Source organism: Helicobacter fennelliae, assembly GCF_900451005.1.
Classification (GTDB): Bacteria; Campylobacterota; Campylobacteria; order Campylobacterales; family Helicobacteraceae; genus Helicobacter_B; species Helicobacter_B fennelliae.
In genome coordinates this window covers 97,789-120,221 of the sequence record NZ_UGIB01000001.1, presented here as the reverse complement: position 1 = coordinate 120,221, position 22,433 = coordinate 97,789, and the positions used below count along the sequence as shown (strand labels likewise).

The window sequence follows — 22,433 nt, the reverse complement described above, 5'->3', positions numbered from 1 at the left end:
TAGTTGCTTAAGTTACTTATGGTATGTTGCACCATTTGTGCGCGCAGGATTTGAGATGCTCTACATCACTCGAAGCAAAAAATTCTATCTGTGTGTGTTTGACTTGATTGGGTTTGAGATGATAGGCAGAATCTAAATACTCAACGATTGCTTCTCCAGAGTGAATCAAAATGCTTTTGTTTTCAAAATAATCAGCAATACAATCTGCAATCAGCGGAAAATGCGTGCAACCCAAAATAATAGCATTTGGCTTTGTTGCAAGGGTGTGAAAATAATAATGCATACTCGCATTAAGAATCTCGCTTGGATATGCGCCTTCCTCTACGATTGGCACAAATAATCCTGTCGCTAGGGCTTTGACATTGGTATAGCCATTTAATGCGAGTTGGTGTTGGTATTGATTGGAGTTGATTGTGGCTTTTGTAGCGAGGACTAAGATATGATGCTGTGTATTTGGAAGGGAGTTTTTGAGAGCTATAACGCCGGGCTCAATCACCCCTATAATCGGAAAGCAAGCGCGTGATCGCATAGATTCTAGTGCATACGCACTCACAGTGTTGCATGCGACAATAAGCATATCGACTTTGTGGCTTATAAAAAATTCAAGTGCTTCAAGGGAGAATTTGATAATCGTCTCTTTGTCTTTGACGCCATAAGGCACTCGAGCGGTATCGCCAAAATAAATGATTTCTTCAAAGATTTTAGATTCTAGTATGTGTTTTGCGACACTTAAGCCGCCCACACCGCTATCAAAAATTCCAAGTTTCATTTTTTAGTCTTGTTCGTTCATCTTGTTTAAAAATTCTTCATTGTCTTTTGTTTGCTGCATTTTTGAATAAATAAAAGTCAGTGCTTCAATATCGTCCATTTGTTGCATTACACTTCGAAGCATCCATACTTTTGTGAGTTTGTCTTTGCCAAGCAGGAGCTCATCTTTTCTTGTGCCGGATTTGAGAATATCAAATGCTGGGTAGATTCTGCGATCAGCGATGTTTCGCGCAAGCACAATTTCACTATTGCCTGTGCCTTTGAATTCCTCAAAAATCACTTCATCCATTCTTGAGCCTGTTTCAATCAATGCAGTCGCGATAATCGTAAGACTTCCGCCTTGCTCGATATTGCGCGCTGCACCAAAAAATCTTTTTGGCTTATGGAGTGCATTTGCATCAACCCCGCCACTAAGCACCTTGCCACTTGGTGGCGTTACAGCATTATACGCTCGTGCCAAACGCGTGATAGAATCAAGCAATATTACGACATCTTTACCATTTTCAACCTCTCTTTTTGCTCGCTCTAGCACGAGTTCAGCCACGCGTATGTGGTTTGTGGAAGGAAGATCAAAAGTCGAGCTAAATACACTTCCTTTCACGCTTCTTTGCATATCTGTAACTTCTTCAGGACGTTCATCAACCAAAAGCACCATAAGCTCTACTTCTGGGTGGTTTTGGCTAATGCCATGTGCGAGCTCTTTCATAAGCTCTGTTTTTCCTGTCCTTGGAGGTGCGACAATCAACGCTCTTTGCCCTTTGCCAATGGGGCTAAATAAATCAAGCATTCTGCCTGTAACTTTTGTCGGGTTGTATTCGAGCTTGAGTTGTTCTCTCGGGAAAAGTGGCGTGAGATTGTCAAATAATGGACGATTACGCATTTCTTCAAGCGACATATAATTCACCGCTTCGATTTTAAGCAATGCATAATACCTCTCTTGTTCGCGCGGAAGGCGCACTTGCCCAGTTACAATATCGCCATTGCGGAGTGCAAAGCGATAGATTTGGCTTTGGCTTACATAGGTGTTGTTTTTGCTATCTGTGAATGTATCATCAAGGGCGCGTAAAAATCCATATCCTTCATTTGTGATTTCTAAGATTCCGGTAAAAAGTATATAGCCACCTTGTGAGACTTGGGCTTTGAGAATCTCAAACATCAAATCTTGACGTTTGAATTCTTGTGGATTTTCGATATTGAGTTCTGAGGCGATTTGGATAAGTTTGTTGAGGGGTTTTGTATTGAGCTCTTCTATCGTCCAACCTTCGACAGGAATGTGCTGGGGTGTGCGATTTTTATTATTGGAGTGATTGGATTGATCTGATGCCATTATAAAATCCTTAAAAAATAAAACTAAGAGAGTTAAAGTAGAGTCGCAATTTTATCACATTTTCTCAAAAATCAAGAGAGCAAATCTTGATTTTTGTTGCTGACATTTGGGTGGAGTTTATAGACTTTATTTTTGATTTTTATGAGGAGTCCGACTTTGATGAGTTGATGAAATATTTTTACAATGGTTGGCTTGCTTACATTAAGCTTGGTGATGATGTCTTCATACGAGCCATAAAAAATATTATCCTCATCGCAGTTTTGGATCAAAAACTCAATAATTTCGATTTTTTTGCCACCGACAAAAGTCGAGATTGCGTTGATGAGTAGGTTTTTAGATTCTAGTTCTTGGGATTGGATTTGGGGTAGGAGTGCTTTGTGGATTGTGGAGAGCATCTCTTCTATGTTGATTGGCTTTAAGATATAGCCATCAACGCGCAAACTAATGGCTTCAAGCAGATAATTTACTTCTGTGTGCGCTGTTATGATGATGATTGGGCAGTGTGGATTATTTTTGCCATTTCTGATTTTGGAGCAAAGCTCTATGCCATTCATTTTTGGCATCAAAATATCTGTTAGCACGATGTCGATTTTGTGTGTATTAAATATCTCTAATGCTTGGATTCCGTTTTGAGCCAAAAAGATTCTATCAATATAATCTTCTAACACCATAGCTGTAATGCGCTGGACATCTTCATTATCTTCTACATATAAAATACTCATTTTTTTGAGTTGTGTAAGTTGTGTGGGTGGTTGCACTTTGCGCCTTTATTCAGAATTGAGTGAAAATTTTATCACAAAAATCGCTCCATAAAAATTTTTATCCAAAGTCTTTGAATGCCATTGTTGATTTTTGACCTCTATGCTTCCATTCATTTGCTTTTCTATGATTTGTTTGACCATATAAAGCCCTATGCCTGTGCCTACTGATTTGTGTTTGGTTGTGAAATAGGGTTCAAAAATTTTATTAACATCATTGATTTTAATTCCGCCACCATTATCCATAATATAGAGCGTAACTTGCGAGTCTATACTCTCAAGCACAAGCTCTATGAGTCCTTCTTTGATTTGAGATTCTACAAACACATCTTGAGAATTTTTGATGAGGTTTAAAACGATCTGACTAAAGGCGTTTTCGTATCCAAAAAATTCTATATCATTTTTTTTATCAAAATAAATTTGGATATTGTTTTGTTGGAGTGTTGGATAAATAAGCCCTATGGAATCTTCAATGCTTTTTGAGAGCGAAAATTTTGCTTTATTGATATTTGGGTGGAAAAAATTTCTAAAATTTTCAATTGTATCGGACATATTTTTGGCGATTCTCAACGCATCTGCGGTTTGTGTGGCGACAAATTCTTTTGAGAGGTTGTTGCTATCGTATTTGATTTTAAAGCTTTGGATAAGGATAATGAGTGAATTAAGCGGCTGTCGCCATTGATGAGCGATGTTTTGGATCATTTCACCCATTGAAGCAAGGCGCGCTTGCTGATACATGATTTGATCTTTTTTGCGGGATTGTTCGATTTCATGATCGATTGTGCGTTGGAGATTTTTATTTGTTTGTTTGAGGGTTTGGGTTTGGTCTTGTATGATTTGCTGGAGATTGAGATTGACATTGCGGATAAAGCGCAAAATAAGCGCGACAAAATACAAAGTTCCAAACACAACCAACGCCATAAACGCGCACAAAAACCATAAGGTCGTCGAATAAATAGAATCTGTCATCATATCTTGTATAAATGATATGCGCGTTTGGAGCTGAAGGATAGTATCAATCTGGCTATTCATCTCAAAACTATGCAATAATAGATTTTGGTTGTGTGCTTGTTTTGTTTGCGTGATGAGTGATGGGGTTTGGAGTATGTTTTTGTCAATCGTTGCTATCCATTGTATAATCAGAGAATCTAGCGATTCTTTTTCTTTGATAGAATCTTGAAGAAAGAGCCTCTGATAGATTCCTTCAAGTGTGTTAAGCGCGTTGTCTTGCTCTTCAAAATCCTTATAATGCTGCCAAGAAGTTAGCATTTTTTGGTATTCGTCTGAGAAATTTTCAAATTTTTGCAAAAAGACAATTTTGGTATAGAAATTTTTGACATCTTGAAGAAAATTAATCTTATAAGCGCGCGATGAAAGGTTTGTGTCGTATTTGTATTTGAGCCCATTGAGTGCAAGCAAAGTGATAAGACAAATCACAAAAAAGCCACTTGCAATTAGCGCAAATAAGATTTTGGTTTGGGGAGAAAAGGCTTTTTTAAGCATTATTATCAAGCTCTGTAACCACAGATTCTAGGCAATAGCCTAGCGCGTCAGTGAGGTTTTGGAGAGTTTGGATACTGGATTGATTGTTGTTGATGATATTTTTGATTTGCTCGTTTGCTTGTTGTTCTTTGAGAATGATTTGCTTTTTTTCCTCATTTGCGTTTGTGATCGCATTATTGAGCGTGGCTATCGCATCAAGGATAGTGATTTTTTGTTGCAAAATCTCATTGATGAGCTTTGAAGTGGCGTTTCTAGATTCTACATCTTGATTTTTTTGTGCTTGGTGTTGCTTTTTTGTTTCGTATTCTTGATTGAGCGTTTGGATTTCAAGCTCTTTTTGGGAGACTAGAGCTTTGTTTGAAGTGATTTGTGTTTCAAGCTCAAGGAGTTTGTCTCTGCCACTTTCAATGGAGTTTTTAAGTTGCGCAAGATTTGTATTTATGCTGTATTCACTGGTGAGTGTTTGTTTGATATTTGAGAGATTCCATGTTTTTGAGGTTATATCTGTGATGATAGGAATATGCGTGAGAACGCCATTGATTTTTTTGTCTTTGCCATCAAAAAAGGTGATGTAAGATTCTGCGCTTGCTTTGTTTTGCTGGATACCCTCAAGGATAGCTTGTGCTAATTTTTTGTAGATTGTTGTTTTGTAGTAAAGATACATTTCTATGGCGTAGCGATTGATTGTATTGATTGGGAATCTAGATTGTGTGAGCGAGCTTATTTGGGTGCTTATATCTTGTATCAAAGCAAGAGAAAAGCCAGAGTAAAAATCAAGAGGCGCGATTTGGTTTGTGTAGATTTTTTCATCTATGATGTTTTGGATTGTCTGCGAGATGAGTGTATCAAGCTTTGGTTGGCTAATGTAGCTGTCGATGTCTTGCTTGACTTGTGGGTTAAGAAATGTCCCGATGTATGAGGATTTGCGAAGTTCGCGGATTTGGGTGTTGTTTTTGACAAGATCAAAATCAAAATTTTTGATATATGGCTCAAGATCATTAAAAAAAACACTATCTCTTTGATTGAGTCCTAAGGTTTTTTTGACTGCATTGCGCACGATGTCTTTTATCGTGGTGCTGTCTTTGAGTGTGGGAGAATCTTTGAGCGAGGCAAAAAGTTGATTGAAATATCGTGAAATTTGAGATGAGGGCTCATTTTTCATCATTTCTGCAAATTTGTCCTTGTCTAATTGTCTTGTAATAAAATCGATATAGATATTGTTTTCTTGATTTGTGATTTGAGGCTTTATTTGCATATCGTGTGCTTGAAAAAACACAACTGCTTTGATTCCGTGTTGAGCGTAAAATTCAGTAATGGCTTTGCGTATGGATTGCATAGAAATCTCATCGTTATTTTGCGCGTAGATGTTTTTTATGCTTTGTTGCGTTGCTTGATAAAATGTATCAAAAGTTTTTTGCTGTAAAAATTCTTTTGTTATAAGATTGATGATTTGCAAATATAGAGCTTGGTTATTCATTATGATTCCGTGCGTGGTTTTTTGTTTGAAATTATGGCAGGATTATATAGAAAGTTTGTAAGCTTTAAGAATCTTTGCTTGAATTTGCACGAAGCTTTGGATAGTGTGAAAACTATCTTGAAAATCTAGAATCTAATTTCCATAGAATCTAAATCCTAGCTTTTAAGCGATTTTGCGAGATTTGTTTTTGTTTTGTCGATAGGCGACTAGCCTTATCTCCTTGCTCAAAACTTCACAATTTATCAAACCCTTGCAAACCCTTGCAAACTCATCTTAAAATCTAGGATTTCTTTATGTGCTATTGTGTTTTCATAGAATCCTAGAATCTAAAAATTAAAAAAGTCTAGAATTTCTTTATACTCTCTTGTATTTGTATGGATTCTAAAATCAAAAAGTGGATTGCCACGCAAAATTTGAAAATTTTGCTCGCAATTGAGGGGGCAGGTTTGTCATTGCGAGGACGATAGGACGAAGCAATCCAGTCAAAATGGATTGCCACGACTTCCTAGCGGAAGCCTCGCAATGACGACAAAAACGATAGATTCTAGTAGAATCTATGCAAACACAATGGCACACAAAGAAATCCTTTATTTTTAGGCAGATTCAGTAGGGTTGTGTAGAAATTTTTAGACAAGCAAAAATACAAAAAAGTGTAACATAAGCGTTCATTGTAGGTTTGTAGGCTAAAAATTTCAAACTCCCTGAAATATGCTAAAAAGAGAGGATTTAGATTCTTTGCAAACAAGATTCTAGATTTTGACTCACTTTACGCACTTTTGCATTTGCTCGCAATGATGACTAGATTTTAGAGCGTGTTGTAATTCTTGTGCGATATGTATATCTACTTGCGTGTAAAGCAGATTGAGATTTTGTGTGATTTGCTCGTGTGTCATGGTGGCAAAATCGATAGTTTCAAGGATAGAGATAATATCTTGAGAGAATCGCTTTTTTATGCATCGTGCGGGGTTACCGATGATAATGCTATATGGCTCAAACTTTCCTCTCACCACGCTTCCGGCACCAACTATGCAACCTCTTGGAATATGCGCTCCAGAGCAGATGAGACAATCACGACCGATCCACACATCATCACCGATGATAGTTGCACCTTTTGTGGGTCCTAGCTCTGGCTCTTGTGTAAAATAAGCGCGAAACGGATAGGTTGAGAAATTATATATGTTATGCCCCCCCCCGTAAGAAATCTCACATTAAGAGCTATTGAGCAAAAATCACCAATGATAAGCTTAGCGTTTTTATTCTCATAGTCAAAAACTTCGATAACTCCATAAGTTGCTTTACCAATGGTAACATTATCGAGGTTGAAAATATTTGCAGGGTGCGTGAAATTGTGCGTATTTTTGGCATAGAATCTTGCGTTAAATTGCTGTATGGTTTTTTTGTGCTTGATTTTGTTTTTTAGCCAATCATAAGCCCATCGTAATAGCATATTGTATCCTTGATATTTTACTTGTGTAAATGTGGATTATACCATTTTTGATTTTGTTTGTTGATTTTTTCTAGCACTAATTGTGAAGCCTCAAGCATATCTTTGACTTGAGTTTGGGAATGATAAAAAGTCATAATTTTTATATATTTAGTGATACCGCACATTCGCAGAGCTTTTCTCAAAGCACGAGCAAAAATCGTCCTTTTGTCATAAAGCCATAGGATTTTGCTTAGGATTGATAAAAGCGTGTGATTGAGGGCATTAAAATCTGCAAGTTCATAGAGTTTTGTGAGCTCTTCATCACTTTTTGCTGTTCTTATGGCGGTGGCGATGATGAGGTATTTGGCTTTTTTGGAACGATAAAATGCTTTTGTCTTTTCATCTTGCAGATTGTACGCTTGGAGCATCGCCTCCCACATCCAAGTTGTAATGCTGATTTTGGCATATTCATAGCTTTTTATTAGAGGAGCGCAGATGATCTCCTCCTCTTTTGCTTGAATGTAGTGCTCTTTATTGTTTTGTGAATTGTCAATGCCTGTGGATTTTGGTGAGGTTCCTACCCAAATAAGTGGAATCATAGAGTGGATATATAATTCATTAATGCTTGCAAATGCGCATGCTCCATACGCGTCAGGATTAATATCAAAGTAGAATCTTCCATTTTGTTTGTTTTTGATTTTGTTTATGACATCTTTATGCACAAGCGAGCCTGCATACATTTGAGGCATTCCAAAATAGCCCCCCCCCTCAGAAGCTGAGGAAAAAACTCTTTTTTGGCATTTTTAATGCTAAATTTTTCAATAGACATAAAATTTGTTTGCATATCTCCATAGAGATTCTCACAACCTTCCCAAAAATAATATGCTCTTTCTCCATTGATAATATAAACATTATGCTTATGTGCCAAATCTATAAGATAATCCGCTAATGTAAAAAAATACGGCTGCATACCATCATCTGCACCGATGATTGTTACCCAATCACCTTTTGTCTGTGTGAGTAACCACTCATAATGTCCGCTCATCGAACACATTTTTGGCGGTTGCATTATTCTTAATTTGGGGTGAGAAAGTGTTTTTAGATAATCCCAAGTTCCATCATTTGAGTGATTATCGCTTACTAATAATTCATAATCCTCATACTCTTGATTTAAAACGCTCTCTATGGCGTATCGCACATAGTTGAGAGCATTTCTTGAGGGAATGCAAATGCTTATTTTTACATTGTGATCCATTGTCGTAACCTTTATATTAAAATAAGCATTGATTATAGCAAGTTTTGCTGAAAGTTTATAGAATCTTCAAGTTAAGATGAAGGCTTTATGCGCGCTGGATTTCCATACACGATAGAATTATCAGGAATATTTTTTGTAACAACACTTCCTGCACCAACAATGACATTTTTACCAATTACAAGATGTGGCAAAACAACAGCATTTGCGCCTATAAATGAATAATCCCCCACTTTGACATCGCCACAAAGTGTCGCACTTGGTGCGATATGCACACCATTGCCAATGATGCATTCATGCTCTATATTTGCTAGAGAATTGACAATCACTCCTTTTCCTAATTGCACTTCAACGCCTATCATACTATTTGCTAGAATCTGGATTCCATATTCTTGCATTGAGTGGTGTATGGGTGATAGGATTGTGGCTTGTTTGTGGATAAGATTTGGCGTATGCAAACCATCTTTTTGAAATATCTCCAAAAAAGCAATCCTATCCTTGCCTCTATGTCCAGAAGCTACTGCTACAATTCCCATATAATTGCTCTTATCATGTATGGTTTGTATGAAATCCTTATAAGAATCAAGCCCATAATATAGTGGTATATTTTGCAATGGCGGTGTAATATTTGGATTATTGTCAAACACAGCACACACTTGTCCGAAGTTTGTTTGTCGTATGAGTTGATGTAGCACTTTTGCTTGCCCCATCCCTCCCCATATAATAATTTGTTTTGGAGATTTCATGCGTATCTCCATATATTGCATTGTGAAGATAGAGCATTATATACATAGCTTAAAGTGTATTTATAAAGTTTTGTGCGGTTTAGATTTTTTGATGGTGATATATATCTCGTAGTTTTGCGTGTGGGATTCTTTCTTGCTTCCACTCTTTTTTGCTGCCCCCCCCCATTAGAAGCCTTAAATACGCAACCTTTGTGTGGCTTAAAGCTTTTGGCTCGCAATAAATTTAATAAATCTCTAGCAATATAGGATTTATTAAGATCTATCGTGCTTGCAGAATCTATCTCCTTGGCATAATGAAAACTTCCTTGATTTAGATTCTGCTTTGTGCGCGTGATAGAGTGAGTGATGATTTTTTTATATTGAGCTTTAAAGAGCGCGACAATAGCTTTTTGTGCTTTTTGATATAGTGATTTGCCTGTATCTTCCCAATCATAAGAAATAACCTTTTGAGCGATAATATCTCCGCTATCAATGCCTTCATCTACAAAATGAAGACTCACACCAAATGGATTCTGCTCGACAATCGCCCAAAAACTATAATGCTTGCCTCTATTGAAAGGAAGCAGACTTGGGTGGGTATTGATAAAGCCAAAACGCGGAATGCTTATCAAATCTTTATCAATAATATAAGACCACCAAAGCAAAAACCCAAAATCAAATTGAGAATCTTGTTTCAAAATATCTGTAATAATTGTTTTTTTATCAAAAATAATCACAGGAATATTATATTCTCTTGCGAGCGTGGAGATTTGATTTTCTTGCGCAACAACGATAAGCCGAATTGTGTGTAAATAGTGCTGAAGTAGAAATTTAACACAAGAGAATCCAACCCTATCATGAGCAAATATAAGATTTTTCATTATTTGCCCTCCAAAAGTTGTGTGATAATGTTTATAACATAATCTTGCTGCTCAATACTCATATCATGGTAGCTTGGGAGATTGAGCGCACGAGTGGGAATGTCATACGCATTTATATTAATGCGTTCAAGTTGCATATTTTGATACATTTTTTGATACATAGGCATACTTGAGAGTGGGTAAAAAAACACTCTTGCATCAATATCATACTTCGCAAATGCTTCAAGAAGCTTCTCTCTTGTGATATGTAAATGTTTATCAAATACGACAGCTGGCATCCATGCGCTATTGATAATGTCTGAGTTTTCATAATTCATCATTACCCCATTATATGATGTGAGGCGAGATTTGTAGTAATGAAGAATTTCTATTTTGCGTTTCACAAGCTCTTCGACCCTTTCTACTTGAGCTAATCCGATAGCTGCTTGGAGATTAGACATTTTGAATTTATAGCCATTGGTTACAGAGTAAAACTGCTTATAAATATTTGCTGGGCGTCCGTGGTTTGATAATGTCAGCACTTTTTGGTATAACTCTTCATCATTTGTTACAAATGCCCCTCCTTCGCCTGTTGTTAGGGTTTTTGTCCCATGAAAAGAAAAAGTTCCAAATACTCCCATACTGCCACATTTATGGTGCTTATATGTAGATCCGAGTGCTTCGGCTGCATCTTCTATTAGAGGAATGTTGTATTGTTTGCTTATGTCAAATAATGCTTCCATATTGCATACATTGCCATAAAGATGAACGCACAAAATAGCTTTTGTTTTGGAAGTTATAGCTTGGCGGACTTTTTGTGGATCTATGCACCAAGTCAGTGGATCAATATCGACAAATACAGGTTTTGCTCCTATATGTGAAATAGGAGAAGCACAAGCAATCCAAGTTACATCAGGAAGTATGATCTCATCGCCAGCTTTTATGCCTAATGCATTAAGTCCCATTGTAAAAGCTCCCGTGCAGCTTGAAGTTGCTATAACATACTTGACGCCAAGATATGTCTTAAATGCTTCTTCAAACTTTGCAATATATCCATAACATTTCTCACCCCAGCCATTTTGCGCAGCATCAGTGGCGTATGATATTTCTTTTTGGGTGATTGAGGGTTTTGCGTAGTATATTTTCATCGTGTATCCTTTAATAGTGAGATAAAAGTTGGTAATGCAAATAAAAAATATGCAGTCAATGTGGGGGTTTTTGAATGGACTACAAGGTAGCAAGTCAAATAAAGAATAAAAATAGAATCTATCTTGATAATAAAGAGTGCCAAAGATAAGGCAGAATATATCCAGACAAAAGAATTAAAAGAATTAAAATATATGAGGTTTGAAAATAATAGAATCCAAAATATAAAGAAAAGTGCAAAAAATATGAGGGCTAGAGTATCACTTAGGTTTGCTGCCCCCCCCCCAGAGAGGATTTCTAAAAGCTTTGTATTATCGCCCCAAAATGCCAAAGGTTCATAATTTGAGTAAGGATACGTCCCAAAATCTAGCTTTATGTGTTGGTTTGTCGTTTTGAGGTAGTTTTCTACAAGAGTTCTTATTGCGATAGGCTCATTGCTACAAATATTGCATACACCGCTAAATTCAAGATGTGTGGCGATATTGGCGATAAAATGTGCCATTTGCTTGACATCAAGATAATCCCTTAGCTGTTCGCCTTTACTCATTTTGAATGATTGTTCTTTGTTGTCTAGGCTTGCTTGGAGTTGCGATAGGATAGAGCTTTTGCTTTGTCCTTTGCCATACACATACCATAATCGCAACCATTGCAGATTAAACGGCTCGTGTTTGCATAGCTCTTGGAGCATTTTGTGAAGAAAATCTTTTGCCATTGCGTAGGTTGTGTTTGGAGCAGTTGGGCTTGATTCTGAGAGGCAGCCATTTTGGATTCCGTATTCAAAGCAAGTGCCACTTATGGTGATATTTTTAATACCAGAATGTATGGCGTTTTTGATAAATGTGTAATTTGCCATAAGGTTGCGCTCAAGATGAAACATTTGTTGGTAATTAGGCAAGCCTTCCCACGCAAGATGTATGAGTATGTCGTATTTGGCGTTAAGACAAAAATATGGATCATAAATATCGGCTTTGATAATCTCAAGGTTTTTGTGTGGGGTGATTTTGCTTGGATCTCTTGAAAGTGCTGTGATGTAGTGAGGGGTTGAAAGCAAGGCACTAAGTGTATGCTGCCCGATAAATCCACTCGCGCCTGTGAGGAGAATCTTTAGCTTTTGAGAGTGTAGAGCAGAGGCGCGCATTATGCCACCTCCAAAGATTTTGGAGAATCTAGCTTAGATTCTAGTGTTTGATTGCATTTTGTTGAATGCTTATGACATCTAGAATCTAAGATTATAAAAGAGAATTTAAGAGGTTGTGTTTTTGGATTTTTTTGATTATGGAGTGTTTTATTTCGCTCTATGCCCCCCCCCCCAAGGAGTTTTAAAAGCTTTGTATTGTCTCCCCAATAAGCCAAAGGTTCGTATTCTGCGTATGGATAGAAACCAAGATTAAGGTTAATGGATTGTTGCGTGTTATGCAAATATCGCTCGCAAAGCATCCGCACAGAGATAGGACTTCCACTGCAAATATTACACACACCATTAAAATCTTGATGTAGGGCTATTTTGGCGATATAAGAAGCGGCAATCTTTATGTCAAGATAGTCTCTTAATTGCTCTCCACCGCTCATATTGAAGTTTGTTTGCTTATGATTGAGGGCGTTTTGGAGCTGTGGAAGTAGAGAGTGTGGGTTTTGCCCCTCTCCATAGAGATAAAAAATCCGCAACCATTTAAGCTGGAATGGATATATTTTTTGGAATTGTTCAAGTGATTTATGAAGAAATGTTTTGGCGATACCATAGGAAGTTTGGGGGTTTGGTATGAAGCTTTCATTTATTTTGCCAGAATGCGTCCCATACTCAAAGCAACTTCCAGCAATCGTTATATTTTTTATTTTGTAAGAAGTTATGGCTTGTTTGATGAGGTGCATAGAGTGAGCGTAGTTTATGTCGATATGCTTATAATCACAGACATTATTCATACTTTCCCACGCTAAATGGATAAGCGTATCATATCCTTGCATAAAATCTAGATTCTGCGTGTAGATGTCTGTGCGTTTGATAATGCAATTTTTATGGTGAAAGGATTTGAGCTTGTGCGGGTTTCTTGTGGGGCATAGGACTTGATGATTTTGTGATAAAAGATAGCGCAAAACCTGTTGCCCGATAAATCCACTCGCGCCTGTGAGGAGAATCTTTAGCTTTGGAGAGCATAGGGTAGAGGAGGGCATTATGCTACCTCCAAAGGATAGGGGTTAGATTCTAGGGTTATATATTGTTTTTGCGTATATGCACAGAATCTAGATTCTAGATTTGTGATTACTTCTTGTGTGCCCCCCCCCCCATTGGTTTCTTTTATGCTTTGTATAAGTTCTTTAATGCCATTTTGAAGTGATTTTTTGGCTTTCCAATCAGGAAGTTTATAGATATGTTTATTATCGTGATGAATGAGGCTATCCATTTTTTCTCGCACTCTATATGGCTTCGCTCCCCAGTTGATATGAAGCTTTTTGCCACTTGCATGTTCAAAAATCACCCCAAGCTCTTTGAGTGTATGTCGAGGAGTGTTTTCTAGCGTATAGATTGCGTTATTTTCAAGCTGATTTTGCGCACAAAGTTTTATGGCTTTATCAAACCCAGCGATAATATCATCAATATGACTTATGTCTATAAATTGCTCTCCACCGCTCATATCTAGCGACTCTTGGTTTTGAGATATTTTTGCCCAAAGATTAAAGATTTTTTCTCGTGTATCGTTGGCGCCATAGCTATTATAAAGGAGGAGATTTATACACTTGATATGGGGATATTCAAGCGAATAGAATCTAACAATATCACAAAACGCTTGTTTGCTTGCGTCATAAAAACTTGCAGGCTCATATATTGCTTGTTGATTGAATTGACTAAAGGTAATGGTATTGATAAAAAACCTTATGCTCTGACTTGCTCGTAAGGATTCTAAAATTTCAGTGCCAAAGGTGATGTTTGAATGTAAAAGATTGTATATATCTTTTGGGGTATGACTAGGCTTATACAAGGTTGCCAAATGCACTACGCCATCAAAAGATGATGAGTGCATAAAGTCTATGAGCTGCTCTAGATTCTCGTAATAATACACAGCGCAGTATTTTTGGATTCTGCTTATATCGCTATTTTGTCGCACGATAGCTGTGATGTCATATTGTGAATGAAGCGTTGTAATAAAATTTGAGCCGATAAATCCACTCGCGCCTGTGAGGAGAATCTTTAGCTTTGGAGAGCATAGGGTAGAGGAGGGCATTATGCTACCTCCAAAGGATAGGGGTTAGATTCTAGGGTTATATATTGTTTTTGCGTATATGCACAGAATCTAGATTCTAGATTTGTGATTACTTCTTGTGTGCCCCCCCCCCATTAGAAGCTAACATATTTTTAAAGCCTTCTTTGAGAGAAAATTTTTGCTTCCAATTTGGCAATAGCTCACCACCTTCCCAAGGCGTCATTATTTCAAGTTCTCTATTTGCTCTTGCTCCCCACTTGATATGAAGCTTTTTGCCAAGTGTTTTTTCAAAAAGTTTTACAACCTCTTTGAGAGGCTTTCTTTGTGTGCCTCTTAGTGCAAAGATTTTGTCTTTGCAAAAGCTTGGGTTTGTGATTGTAAGCTCTATGAGATTCTCAAAACCAGCTATCACATCATCTATATAGCTATAATCAGTAATTTGATTGCCATCACTCATAGCTAATTCCTCACCACTTTGAGCGATTTTCTCAAGTAAGGCAAAAAGTCTATTGCCTTTATCACCATTTCCATACACATTAAAAAGTAATAAATTTGTAAAAACACTCTGTTTGCAAGTGAGCGAATAATAAAACATTATGTCTTCAAATGCTTTTTTGGTCGCGGCATAAAGTGATGAAGGTCTATAAGATAAGGAGTTGCAATAACTTCCAAAAGTTGCGGTATTGATAAAGAATGAGATATTGTGTTTTTTTGTGTATTCAAGTAAAAGCACCCCAAAGCCAATGTTGCTCTCTATGAGTTTGGGCGCATCATCTATTTGGTTTCTGTTAAGCCACAGGGTTGCTAAATGTATAATTCCGTCAAATGTATATTGTGAAAAAAGAAGTTCAAGACTTTCTTTGCTTTCATCATAGACATATATCTTGCAAAAATTTTTAATAGCATTTATATCGCTTTGTTTTCTTACGAGTGCGACTATATCATATTTTTTGTGTAGTTTTTGCACAAAATTTGAGCCGATAAATCCACTCGCGCCTGTGAGGAGAATCTTTAGCTTTGGAGAGCATAGGGTAGAGGAGGGCATTATGCTACCTCCAAAGGATAGGGGTTAGATTCTAGGGTTATATATTGTTTTTGCACATTAATATTGTTTTTGAGTAGAGCTTTTGTAAGTGCCAAACCGATAAATCCACTTGTAAATCCACTTGCTCCAAAAACAATTGCTTTGTCCATAATGCCCCCTTTATTTTAAAAGTTATATTTTTTGTATCTCATAAAGTGATAGTTTTTGTCTTAAATAATCAGGATTGAGATACAAATTACTGCATGCCCACACACTTTTTCCTTCACCAATTTGTTCTTTTATGTCGCAAATTATAGGTAGATATTCGACATTTTTAAGGATTCCAAGATAGGCGAGTGTATCATTTGTCATTTCATGCGACCTTATTCCTATAAGCTTTGCTTGCCCCCCCCCAGAGCGTTTATGGGTTCTGTAAATAATCCATTCATAAAGCTTGTGCCTTCTACACTCATAAGGACTTTTGTGCGTAGCATAATGTTAATTTTGGTCTTAAGGTCATAATCTTCCATATAGATTCTCCTAAAGCCATATTCGCACTCTAAAATCTCTGCAATCTCATCATCATTTATCAAAAATCTTCTATATGATTTTTTGCGACTAATATAAATACGATCGCCCAAAGATTTAAAATTTGGGTCATATAAAGTATGTTGTAGTTTTCTTATGGCTTGATATTGGTATGTGCTAAAGCGGATAGAGGAAGTATGATAGAGGTTTTTAACTTTATGGTTTTGATGGTTAAGGGTGATAATTCTGTCTTTAGGAATAGATTCTATATCGAGAATCTCTTGAATATACCAATCATAATATTTTTGGTATCCACGATATTGTGGAGGCGTGATAATATAATAATCAAGATTGTGGGCTTTGGCATAATCTATCCATATAAGCAACCCCGCATAATCTTCAGTCGTAAAATGGCACATATTTGAAAAATAAGGGTGTGGGAGAAGATATTTAATCTTAGTTGGATCTTGGAGAATTTTTGCATTATATTTGGCTTTTTTTGAAAAATATTTGAAATACATAAACTTAAGAAATTCTTTGACTTGCTTTTTTGATCTCATACGCCAAAAAGAGATGTTTTCAACTTCATCAAACCACCTTAATGCGTTTTCTTTGTCTGCTTGAGTTACGCAAGGCAAGCTTGCTTCACAAGGTAAGCCATTGTCTTTATAGACAAATCCTATGTAATTTATTGTTGCACTTTCATCATGGCAGATTGTATAACGAGGGATAGGGATATGAAAGATTCTAGCTTTTTTGTCTCTAATCTCATTTTCTAGTATTTGTAGCTCTTGACTTCTGTCTTCATTTGTTGTGTTTGCCCCATAATATGCCGCATGAAGAATTCCATGTTTATTTTCATCTCTTAGGCTTTTGTATTCAAGAGAATCAAAAGGGATTTTATCGTTTATTTTGATTGTGAGTATTTCCATATTCTCACTCCTGGTTTGTTGTGTCATCACTAAAATATCTCAAGCTTGGGAATGGCAACTACAAATTTGCATGCTGCCCCCCCCCTCGCATATTTTTAGCATTAGAAGCACTTGAAGTATCGCTGTGTTTGAGATAAGAAAGCTGTTGCGTGATCTCATCTTTGAGATTCCAAGGCAAAATCAGCACATAATCAGGCTTTGCGCGTTCAAGTTCTTTTTTGTCAAGGATTGGGATATGGCTTTGTGGCATAAATTTACCCACTTTGTGTGGTGAGGCATCAATGACAAAATCAATACTATCGGATTTGAGTCCATAATAATTCAAAAGTGTATTGCCTTTTGCTGCAGCCCCATAGGCGACAATTTTTTTGCCCTCCATCTTGGCTTTGGCGATGAAAGAGAGAAATTCAAATTTAAGCTCTCGTATTCTTTGCTCAAACCCCATGTATGTTTTTATTTTGTCAAGTCCGAAGTCTTTTTCTTTTTGGAGGAGTAGGGCGACATTTTTGCTTGTGGGGAGATTGGATTCTGTGTGTGTAGCATAGATTCTAAGGCTTCCTCCATGTGTGGGAAGCTCCTCTACATCATAGATTCTCAATCCGCAAGCTTCAAAGATTTTGAGTGTGCTTAATAGCGATAGATAAGAGAAATGCTCGTGATAGATCGTATCAAATTGGTTGTATTTGATGAGGTTAAGCAAATGAGGAAACTCAAAAGTCGCACTTGCATTTGGCTTTAATACCGCTTTTACGCCTTTGACAAAATCAAGTATATCAGGCACATGCGCTAAGACATTATTGCCTAGGATAAGGTCGCATTGAGGCAGTTTAGCAGCAAGCTCTAATCCAAAAAATTCCTCCAACACTTCAATGCCTTTTTCTTTACAAGCTTGTGCGGTAGAGTGTGTAGGCTCTATGCCAAGGCATGGGATTTGGTGCTGTTTGAAGTATTGAAGTAAATAGCCATCATTGCTTGCAATCTCTATGACAAAAGAATCTTTGTGTAATTGCAATCTATCTGTAATCATTTCGACATAGTTTTGCGCGTGCTTTAACCATGAGGAAGAATACGAGCTGAAGTAAGCGTATTTAGAATCAAAAATTTCACTGCTTTTTTTGTATTCATCGATTTGGACCAAAAAGCATTGCTCGCATACAAAGATTTTGAGCGGATATGAAGTCTCAGGCATATCAAGCTCTTGTGCTTCAAGATAGGCGTTTGAGGGTGGGGTGTTAAACAAATCTATAAACAAAACTTTCAATTCACTTTGGCAGAATCTACATTTCATAAATACTCCTCATTTCACTTCTTGTAATTTTGCTATTTTTAATTTGCCACAAATTTGCCCATAGGACTTGCGAATCTACTCATAGTAGCTAGTAGCCAATGATTTGGTAGCGATTTGGCAACTATTGGCAACCAATGATAAGGCGTTTATTATATAGAAGCTTATATTAAAATTTCTTGAAAATTTTTGATGAAGTTTGCTATAATCGCTCTTTTTGAAGTGCTTAATATTTATGGTGAAGCTATTATGTGAAAATGTGTAAGCCGACAAATAACACATCGCAATTCAAATAAAATCTACATAATGTAGCGATAAAAGGAGAATCTATGAATACAAATCACACAAGAAATAGCGCAAATACGCAAGAAAAATTAGGAGAAATACTAAAAGAATATGGCAAGTTTTTGCAGCCGCATTTTGATGCAAGCGTATTTATGAGATGTAGCGATAATTTCGCACAATACAAAAACATCACCTCTCAAAAAATATATGAAATGGATAAGGCATGCGAGAATCCGACATTTACGATTGCTATTCCTGTGTATAAGCGCGTGGAGACATTAAGAGAGACGATAGATTCTGCATTGGCTCAAGATATATATTTAGATTCTGCCTCAAGTGCGGAGGAGAAATGCTATGAAGTGATTGTTGTTGAAAATGTAGATTTGGCAGATGAGCCAACCCCTACTCAAGAAATGCTTGAATCCGAATACAAAGGCAAAATCACTTATTACAAAAATACCGGCAATGTCGGGCTGCTAGGGAATTTTAATCGCTGTATAGAATTAGCCAAAGGAAAGTGGGTATGTGTGTTGCATAGTGATGATATGATTTTGCCAAATTATTTGAGTGCTATGGCAGAGATTTTGCGCGATGGAGAGCAAAATACCAAAGATGTAGCGATGATAAGTTGCTTAGAAGATCGTTTTGGTGCGCGATCTGTCGGGGGGGGGGGGTGGAATAGCCTCTTTTTAGAGCATTTTCAAAACAAAACCCTAAAATCCAAACTCTACAACTGGACTTTTCAAAACACCTCCAAACTTGATTTTTGTAAATCACAGCACATTTTTGTCTCTATTCCGCCTTCAGCAGTTTTGCATAATCGCCTCAAGATGTTTGAGCTTGGCGGATATAGCCAAGAAGAATACCCAATCGCAGATAATTTTCTCACTTCACGAATCATTCATAATGGCGGTAAGATTGCCGTAACACCACAGATTCTGATGAAAAGACGAATAGAAATCAATGATGGTTTCAATCAGGATACGATTTTGAAATATTGCTTCATTGGGACAAGCTTTTTTTGGCATTATTCTCCGCGATTTCTCGCTAGTCATAATGCTTACCACTATTTGCATGAGTATCATTTGACACTTGATGAAGAATACAAAACATTTATCGCTACATATATTTTGCCACGATTTAAGCCATTGCCTCGATATGTAGCAGGACCTCTAAATCGCTTTTATAGAAAAAAATTTGTGATAGAAATGATAGTAAAAAGATTGTTTGGTTTAGAGAAATAAATTTTATTGTAGATTCTAGAATCTATTTTCCATAGGATCTAAATCCTAGCTTTTAAGCGATTTGAGCTGCGAGTTTGTTTTTCGCTTCGTCGATAGGCGACTAGCCTTATCTCCTTGCTCAAAACCGCACAATCTATCAAGCTCTTGCAAACCCTTGCAAGCTCTTGCAAACTCATCTTAAAATCTCTTTTACGCTCTTTTTGTGTTTGCATAAATTCTAAAATCTAAAAATTAAAAAAGTCTAGAATTTCTTAATGCTTGCTTGTGTTTGCATAAATTCTAGTAGAATCTATGTTGTTTTTGTCGTCATTACTTGAGTGAGTGAAACGAACGAAGAATCCAAATCCAAACTAGAATCTATTTTAGATTTTATATTAGTTTTTTACTGGATTCTTCGCTAACGCTTAAGGCATGATGAGGTAATGCGTCATTGCGAGCGAGTGAAACGAGTGTAGCAATCCATAAGAATCCACTTTAGATTCTAGAATCTATGCCATTTTTTTGTCATTATAAGACACGAAGCCAAAGCAATCTAGAATCCATAGATTTTGGATTGGATTTTTCATTAACTAGATTCTTCGGCAAGCCTAAGAATAACGAGAGAGTGGCAAAGTTTTATCCTAAAATCTAGAATCTATATTTTCATTGTGAGAATTCTTGTTAGGAAGTTGCGATAATTTGGAAACTCTAGATTCTACATTAATGAAAAATCTTTTGAAAACCTCTCAAATTCTCTATCGCGCTTTGAGATGATAAGCTCTTGTATCCCCGCTTGTGAGGCGACTTTCTGCCAGTCAAAGCCAAAGCTATCATATAAGATTCCGCTATCACTTTGTGGAGCATAGAGCTTGGTTTGCAAATAATGCACGATCGAGCCTTCCTCAAGGCTCAAAAATCCATGCGCAAATCCGCTTGGAATGTAGAGACATTGCGCGCACGCAGAATCTAGCGTGATATGAAATGCTTCTCCAAAGCTTGCAGAATCTTTGCGTATATCAAGCACGACATCTTCTATTTTGCCAGAGCTTACATAGACAAGCTTCGTGCAGTCATGTGGCGGAATCTGAAAGTGCATACCTCGCAAAACCCCCTTGTGTGAGTATGAAAAAAAGCATTCTTGAAATGTAGATTCTAGCCCTAAATGCGCGAAACTTTCTTGATGAAAAATCTTAATAAATCCGCCTCGCTCATCAGGAAAAATACGAGGCGTGAGGATATATAAGCCTTCAAAGCGCGTGTTTGTAATCTGTATGGATTTCATTGTGGATTCTGCTTATTACAAAATGCTTTGATTGTTTCTATCATAAATTCAATTTGTGCGTCATTCATACCCGGATACACGCCTATCCAAAAGCTATCATTCATTATTTTGTCAGTGTTTGTAAGCTCACCTATGATGCGATAATCTTTATCAAGGATTAATGATTCAAAGCAAGGGTGTTTGATGATATTGCCTGCAAAAAGTGTGCGCGTTTGGATATTGTGGCGTTCAAGAAATTGCGTGATGTCATTGCGCGTGAAAGGAGCATCATCAGTGAGTGTCATCATAAACCCAAACCAGCTTGGTTGTGAATCTGGCTGTGGCTGTGTAAGCATAAGAAATGGCGTGTTTTTGAGGGCTTGATAGAGTTTTGTATGATTGTGTATTCTTTTGCTGATAAATGAAGGCAGTTTTTCAAGCTGAGCGCAACCAATGGCTGCTTGCATATCGCTAGGTTTGAGATTAAATCCAAAATGTGAATACACATATTTATGATCGTATCCTATCGGAAGTTTGCCAAATTGCTGTGTGAATCGGTGATTGCAAGTATTGTCAGCCCCACTTTTGCACCAGCAGTCCCGCCCCCAATCGCGCATTGAAAGCAGAATCTTTTTGAGTAGAGGATTATTTGTATAGACAGCACCGCCTTCGCCCATAGTGATATGATGAGGCGGATAAAAGCTACTTGTGCCTATATCACCAAAGCTTCCAGTTTTTTTGCCTTTATAAAGTGATCCTAGCGCATCGCAATTATCCTCAATAAGCCAGAGATTGTGTTGCTTACAAAATGCTGTGATTGTCTCTATGTCAAACGGATTGCCAAGGCTGTGTGCGAGGATAATCGCTTTTGTTTTGGGGCTTAGGGCGGATTTGAGATGTGTAGTATTGATATTTGCATATCGCAAATCCATATCCACAAATACAGGCACAGCACCATATTGCACGATAGGTGCTATTGTCGTAGGAAATGCAGCAGCTACACTTATGACTTCATCACCTCTTTTGATTTGACGCTCTTTGAGGAGTGGAGAGGTGAGCGCAAAAAATGCAAGCAAATTTGCAGATGAGCCAGAATTCACCAAGAAAGCCCACTTCACGCCCAAAAACTCCGCTAACTTTTGCTCAAATAAATCGCTATATTTTCCATTTGTAAGCCAAAAATCAAGCGAGCTATTGATAAGGTAAAGCATTTCGTTTTCATCAAATACGCGTCCTGCGTAATTTATGCGAGATTGATTTGGTATAAATGGCGCGTTTTGAGCTATCTTGTGTGTGAGCTCGTAGTATTGCTTTGTAAGAGAGAGGATTTGGGTTTTGAGTTTTTCTTGTGGTGTTTGGGGCGATGTTTTGTGGTTTGTTTGAGTCTTACGCATAGCAAACCCCCTCGCAAATCTCCCCACAAATCCTTACATAGATCTTGGAGATTGTGAGTTTG

25 protein-coding genes are annotated in these 22,433 nt (G+C 37.2%); 2 read left to right on the top strand and 23 right to left on the bottom strand.

Going from position 1 to position 22,433, the window contains the following annotated elements; translation table 11 throughout:
• Nucleotides 1–16: 16 nt before the first annotated feature.
• The 5 genes from murI to DY109_RS00665 all read right to left on the bottom strand — a co-directional run bounded on the left by murI (nt 17) and on the right by DY109_RS00665 (nt 5,833).
• Entirely contained in the window at nt 17–769 is a 753-nt protein-coding gene (murI, locus tag DY109_RS00685; protein ID WP_023946457.1) for a glutamate racemase, read from the bottom strand.
• A 3-nt stretch (nt 770–772) separates the two neighbouring features.
• Nucleotides 773–2,095, bottom strand: coding sequence for a transcription termination factor Rho (gene rho / locus DY109_RS00680; protein WP_023946455.1), 1,323 nt, complete (start codon nt 2,093–2,095; stop codon nt 773–775).
• Nucleotides 2,096–2,166: 71 nt separating this feature from the next.
• Nucleotides 2,167–2,853 (bottom strand): response regulator, encoded by a 687-nt coding sequence (locus tag DY109_RS00675; protein WP_023946453.1) that lies wholly within the window; start codon nt 2,851–2,853, stop codon nt 2,167–2,169.
• A gap of 9 nt (nt 2,854–2,862) precedes the next feature.
• Nucleotides 2,863–4,356: a sensor histidine kinase gene (locus DY109_RS00670; protein WP_023946451.1), complete on the bottom strand. Its 1,494-nt coding sequence runs from the start codon at nt 4,354–4,356 to the stop codon at nt 2,863–2,865.
• Nucleotides 4,349–5,833, bottom strand: a complete 1,485-nt coding sequence (locus DY109_RS00665; protein WP_023946449.1) for a hypothetical protein — start codon at nt 5,831–5,833, stop codon at nt 4,349–4,351. Before DY109_RS00665 ends, DY109_RS00670 begins: the two co-directional genes overlap by 8 nt.
• Nucleotides 5,834–6,265: 432 nt before the next feature.
• On the opposite strand from DY109_RS00665, the gene DY109_RS11230 reads away from it, so the two are divergent.
• Nucleotides 6,266–6,430 (top strand): hypothetical protein, encoded by a 165-nt coding sequence (locus tag DY109_RS11230; protein WP_023946445.1) that lies wholly within the window; start codon nt 6,266–6,268, stop codon nt 6,428–6,430.
• 164 nt (nt 6,431–6,594) lie between these two features.
• Here DY109_RS11230 and DY109_RS00660 read toward each other — a convergent pair whose 3' ends face one another.
• From DY109_RS00660 to DY109_RS00595, 15 genes are all read right to left on the bottom strand, one after another.
• Entirely contained in the window at nt 6,595–6,930 is a 336-nt protein-coding gene (locus DY109_RS00660) for an LbetaH domain-containing protein (protein WP_258399890.1), read from the bottom strand.
• A gap of 23 nt (nt 6,931–6,953) precedes the next feature.
• Nucleotides 6,954–7,280 carry an LbetaH domain-containing protein gene (locus DY109_RS00655; RefSeq protein WP_112058372.1) on the bottom strand — a complete coding sequence of 109 codons (327 nt, stop codon included), beginning with the start codon at nt 7,278–7,280 and terminating at the stop codon, nt 6,954–6,956.
• A 17-nt stretch (nt 7,281–7,297) separates the two neighbouring features.
• A complete protein-coding gene (locus tag DY109_RS00650) occupies nt 7,298–8,008 on the bottom strand; it encodes a hypothetical protein (protein WP_147277890.1) in 711 nt (236 codons plus the stop codon).
• Entirely contained in the window at nt 7,963–8,514 is a 552-nt protein-coding gene (locus DY109_RS00645) for a glycosyltransferase family 2 protein (RefSeq protein ID WP_023946439.1), read from the bottom strand. Before DY109_RS00645 ends, DY109_RS00650 begins: the two co-directional genes overlap by 46 nt.
• 71 nt (nt 8,515–8,585) lie before the next feature.
• Nucleotides 8,586–9,257: an acetyltransferase gene (locus DY109_RS00640; RefSeq protein WP_023946437.1), complete on the bottom strand. Its 672-nt coding sequence runs from the start codon at nt 9,255–9,257 to the stop codon at nt 8,586–8,588.
• Complete coding sequence (locus DY109_RS00635) at nt 9,254–10,117, bottom strand: formyltransferase family protein (protein ID WP_115737724.1); 864 nt, start codon at nt 10,115–10,117, stop codon at nt 9,254–9,256. The genes DY109_RS00640 and DY109_RS00635 overlap by 4 nt, the downstream gene beginning before the upstream one ends.
• Complete coding sequence (locus DY109_RS00630; RefSeq protein WP_023946434.1) at nt 10,117–11,244, bottom strand: DegT/DnrJ/EryC1/StrS family aminotransferase; 1,128 nt, start codon at nt 11,242–11,244, stop codon at nt 10,117–10,119. The genes DY109_RS00635 and DY109_RS00630 overlap by 1 nt, the downstream gene beginning before the upstream one ends.
• On the bottom strand, nt 11,241–12,380 hold the full coding sequence (locus DY109_RS00625) for an NAD-dependent epimerase/dehydratase family protein (RefSeq protein ID WP_115737723.1): 1,140 nt from the start codon (nt 12,378–12,380) through the stop codon (nt 11,241–11,243). Before DY109_RS00625 ends, DY109_RS00630 begins: the two co-directional genes overlap by 4 nt.
• Nucleotides 12,380–13,411 carry an NAD-dependent epimerase/dehydratase family protein gene (locus DY109_RS00620; RefSeq protein WP_115737722.1) on the bottom strand — a complete coding sequence of 344 codons (1,032 nt, stop codon included), beginning with the start codon at nt 13,409–13,411 and terminating at the stop codon, nt 12,380–12,382. Before DY109_RS00620 ends, DY109_RS00625 begins: the two co-directional genes overlap by 1 nt.
• Nucleotides 13,411–14,460, bottom strand: coding sequence for an NAD-dependent epimerase/dehydratase family protein (locus DY109_RS00615; RefSeq protein WP_023946424.1), 1,050 nt, complete (start codon nt 14,458–14,460; stop codon nt 13,411–13,413). The genes DY109_RS00620 and DY109_RS00615 overlap by 1 nt, the downstream gene beginning before the upstream one ends.
• Nucleotides 14,461–14,548: 88 nt before the next feature.
• Entirely contained in the window at nt 14,549–15,484 is a 936-nt protein-coding gene (locus DY109_RS00610; protein WP_112058379.1) for an NAD-dependent epimerase/dehydratase family protein, read from the bottom strand.
• Nucleotides 15,484–15,633, bottom strand: coding sequence for a hypothetical protein (locus tag DY109_RS11225; protein WP_023946420.1), 150 nt, complete (start codon nt 15,631–15,633; stop codon nt 15,484–15,486). The genes DY109_RS00610 and DY109_RS11225 overlap by 1 nt, the downstream gene beginning before the upstream one ends.
• A 22-nt stretch (nt 15,634–15,655) precedes the next feature.
• The gene (locus DY109_RS00605; RefSeq protein WP_112058380.1) at nt 15,656–15,835 is read right to left on the bottom strand and encodes a hypothetical protein; all 180 of its coding nucleotides are present in this window, start codon (nt 15,833–15,835) and stop codon (nt 15,656–15,658) included.
• A gap of 17 nt (nt 15,836–15,852) precedes the next feature.
• A complete protein-coding gene (locus DY109_RS00600; RefSeq protein ID WP_181894610.1) occupies nt 15,853–16,923 on the bottom strand; it encodes a glycosyltransferase 61 family protein in 1,071 nt (356 codons plus the stop codon).
• Nucleotides 16,924–16,981: 58 nt separating this feature from the next.
• Nucleotides 16,982–18,211, bottom strand: coding sequence for a class I SAM-dependent methyltransferase (locus DY109_RS00595; RefSeq protein ID WP_115737720.1), 1,230 nt, complete (start codon nt 18,209–18,211; stop codon nt 16,982–16,984).
• Between the two features lie 326 nt (nt 18,212–18,537).
• Here DY109_RS00595 and DY109_RS00590 point away from each other — a divergent pair, with 326 nt between their 5' ends.
• Nucleotides 18,538–19,737 carry a glycosyltransferase family 2 protein gene (locus DY109_RS00590; RefSeq protein ID WP_023946414.1) on the top strand — a complete coding sequence of 400 codons (1,200 nt, stop codon included), beginning with the start codon at nt 18,538–18,540 and terminating at the stop codon, nt 19,735–19,737.
• A 38-nt stretch (nt 19,738–19,775) separates the two neighbouring features.
• Here DY109_RS00590 and DY109_RS11220 read toward each other — a convergent pair whose 3' ends face one another.
• The 3 genes from DY109_RS11220 to rfbH form a co-directional block, all read right to left on the bottom strand.
• Complete coding sequence (locus DY109_RS11220; protein ID WP_181461809.1) at nt 19,776–19,913, bottom strand: hypothetical protein; 138 nt, start codon at nt 19,911–19,913, stop codon at nt 19,776–19,778.
• A gap of 518 nt (nt 19,914–20,431) precedes the next feature.
• Complete coding sequence (locus DY109_RS00585; protein WP_023946408.1) at nt 20,432–20,998, bottom strand: dTDP-4-dehydrorhamnose 3,5-epimerase family protein; 567 nt, start codon at nt 20,996–20,998, stop codon at nt 20,432–20,434.
• Nucleotides 20,995–22,371 carry a lipopolysaccharide biosynthesis protein RfbH gene (rfbH, locus tag DY109_RS00580; protein WP_051404610.1) on the bottom strand — a complete coding sequence of 459 codons (1,377 nt, stop codon included), beginning with the start codon at nt 22,369–22,371 and terminating at the stop codon, nt 20,995–20,997. The genes DY109_RS00585 and rfbH overlap by 4 nt, the downstream gene beginning before the upstream one ends.
• Between the last annotated feature and the right edge of the window lie 62 nt (nt 22,372–22,433).

Excerpts from the sequence above, each read along its gene's own strand:
- DY109_RS00655 (WP_112058372.1), bottom strand. The coding sequence starts at position 7,280 with ATGCTATTACGATGGGCTTATGATTGGCTAAAAAACAAAATCAAGCAC.
- DY109_RS00670 (WP_023946451.1), bottom strand. The coding sequence starts at position 4,356 with ATGCTTAAAAAAGCCTTTTCTCCCCAAACCAAAATCTTATTTGCGCTA.
- DY109_RS00635 (WP_115737724.1), bottom strand. The coding sequence starts at position 10,117 with ATGAAAAATCTTATATTTGCTCATGATAGGGTTGGATTCTCTTGTGTT.
- DY109_RS11220 (WP_181461809.1), bottom strand. The coding sequence starts at position 19,913 with ATGAGTTTGCAAGAGCTTGCAAGGGTTTGCAAGAGCTTGATAGATTGT.
- DY109_RS11225 (WP_023946420.1), bottom strand. The coding sequence starts at position 15,633 with ATGGACAAAGCAATTGTTTTTGGAGCAAGTGGATTTACAAGTGGATTT.
- murI (WP_023946457.1), bottom strand. The coding sequence starts at position 769 with ATGAAACTTGGAATTTTTGATAGCGGTGTGGGCGGCTTAAGTGTCGCA.
- DY109_RS00595 (WP_115737720.1), bottom strand. The coding sequence starts at position 18,211 with ATGAAATGTAGATTCTGCCAAAGTGAATTGAAAGTTTTGTTTATAGAT.
- DY109_RS00600 (WP_181894610.1), bottom strand. The coding sequence starts at position 16,923 with ATGGAAATACTCACAATCAAAATAAACGATAAAATCCCTTTTGATTCT.
- DY109_RS00605 (WP_112058380.1), bottom strand. The coding sequence starts at position 15,835 with ATGACAAATGATACACTCGCCTATCTTGGAATCCTTAAAAATGTCGAA.
- DY109_RS00620 (WP_115737722.1), bottom strand. The coding sequence starts at position 13,411 with ATGCCCTCCTCTACCCTATGCTCTCCAAAGCTAAAGATTCTCCTCACA.
- DY109_RS00610 (WP_112058379.1), bottom strand. The coding sequence starts at position 15,484 with ATGCCCTCCTCTACCCTATGCTCTCCAAAGCTAAAGATTCTCCTCACA.
- DY109_RS00615 (WP_023946424.1), bottom strand. The coding sequence starts at position 14,460 with ATGCCCTCCTCTACCCTATGCTCTCCAAAGCTAAAGATTCTCCTCACA.
- DY109_RS00590 (WP_023946414.1), top strand. The coding sequence starts at position 18,538 with ATGAATACAAATCACACAAGAAATAGCGCAAATACGCAAGAAAAATTA.
- DY109_RS00630 (WP_023946434.1), bottom strand. The coding sequence starts at position 11,244 with ATGAAAATATACTACGCAAAACCCTCAATCACCCAAAAAGAAATATCA.
- DY109_RS00665 (WP_023946449.1), bottom strand. The coding sequence starts at position 5,833 with ATGAATAACCAAGCTCTATATTTGCAAATCATCAATCTTATAACAAAA.
- rfbH (WP_051404610.1), bottom strand. The coding sequence starts at position 22,371 with ATGCGTAAGACTCAAACAAACCACAAAACATCGCCCCAAACACCACAA.
- DY109_RS00625 (WP_115737723.1), bottom strand. The coding sequence starts at position 12,380 with ATGCGCGCCTCTGCTCTACACTCTCAAAAGCTAAAGATTCTCCTCACA.
- rho (WP_023946455.1), bottom strand. The coding sequence starts at position 2,095 with ATGGCATCAGATCAATCCAATCACTCCAATAATAAAAATCGCACACCC.
- DY109_RS00650 (WP_147277890.1), bottom strand. The coding sequence starts at position 8,008 with ATGCCTCAAATGTATGCAGGCTCGCTTGTGCATAAAGATGTCATAAAC.
- DY109_RS00585 (WP_023946408.1), bottom strand. The coding sequence starts at position 20,998 with ATGAAATCCATACAGATTACAAACACGCGCTTTGAAGGCTTATATATC.
- DY109_RS00640 (WP_023946437.1), bottom strand. The coding sequence starts at position 9,257 with ATGAAATCTCCAAAACAAATTATTATATGGGGAGGGATGGGGCAAGCA.
- DY109_RS00645 (WP_023946439.1), bottom strand. The coding sequence starts at position 8,514 with ATGGATCACAATGTAAAAATAAGCATTTGCATTCCCTCAAGAAATGCT.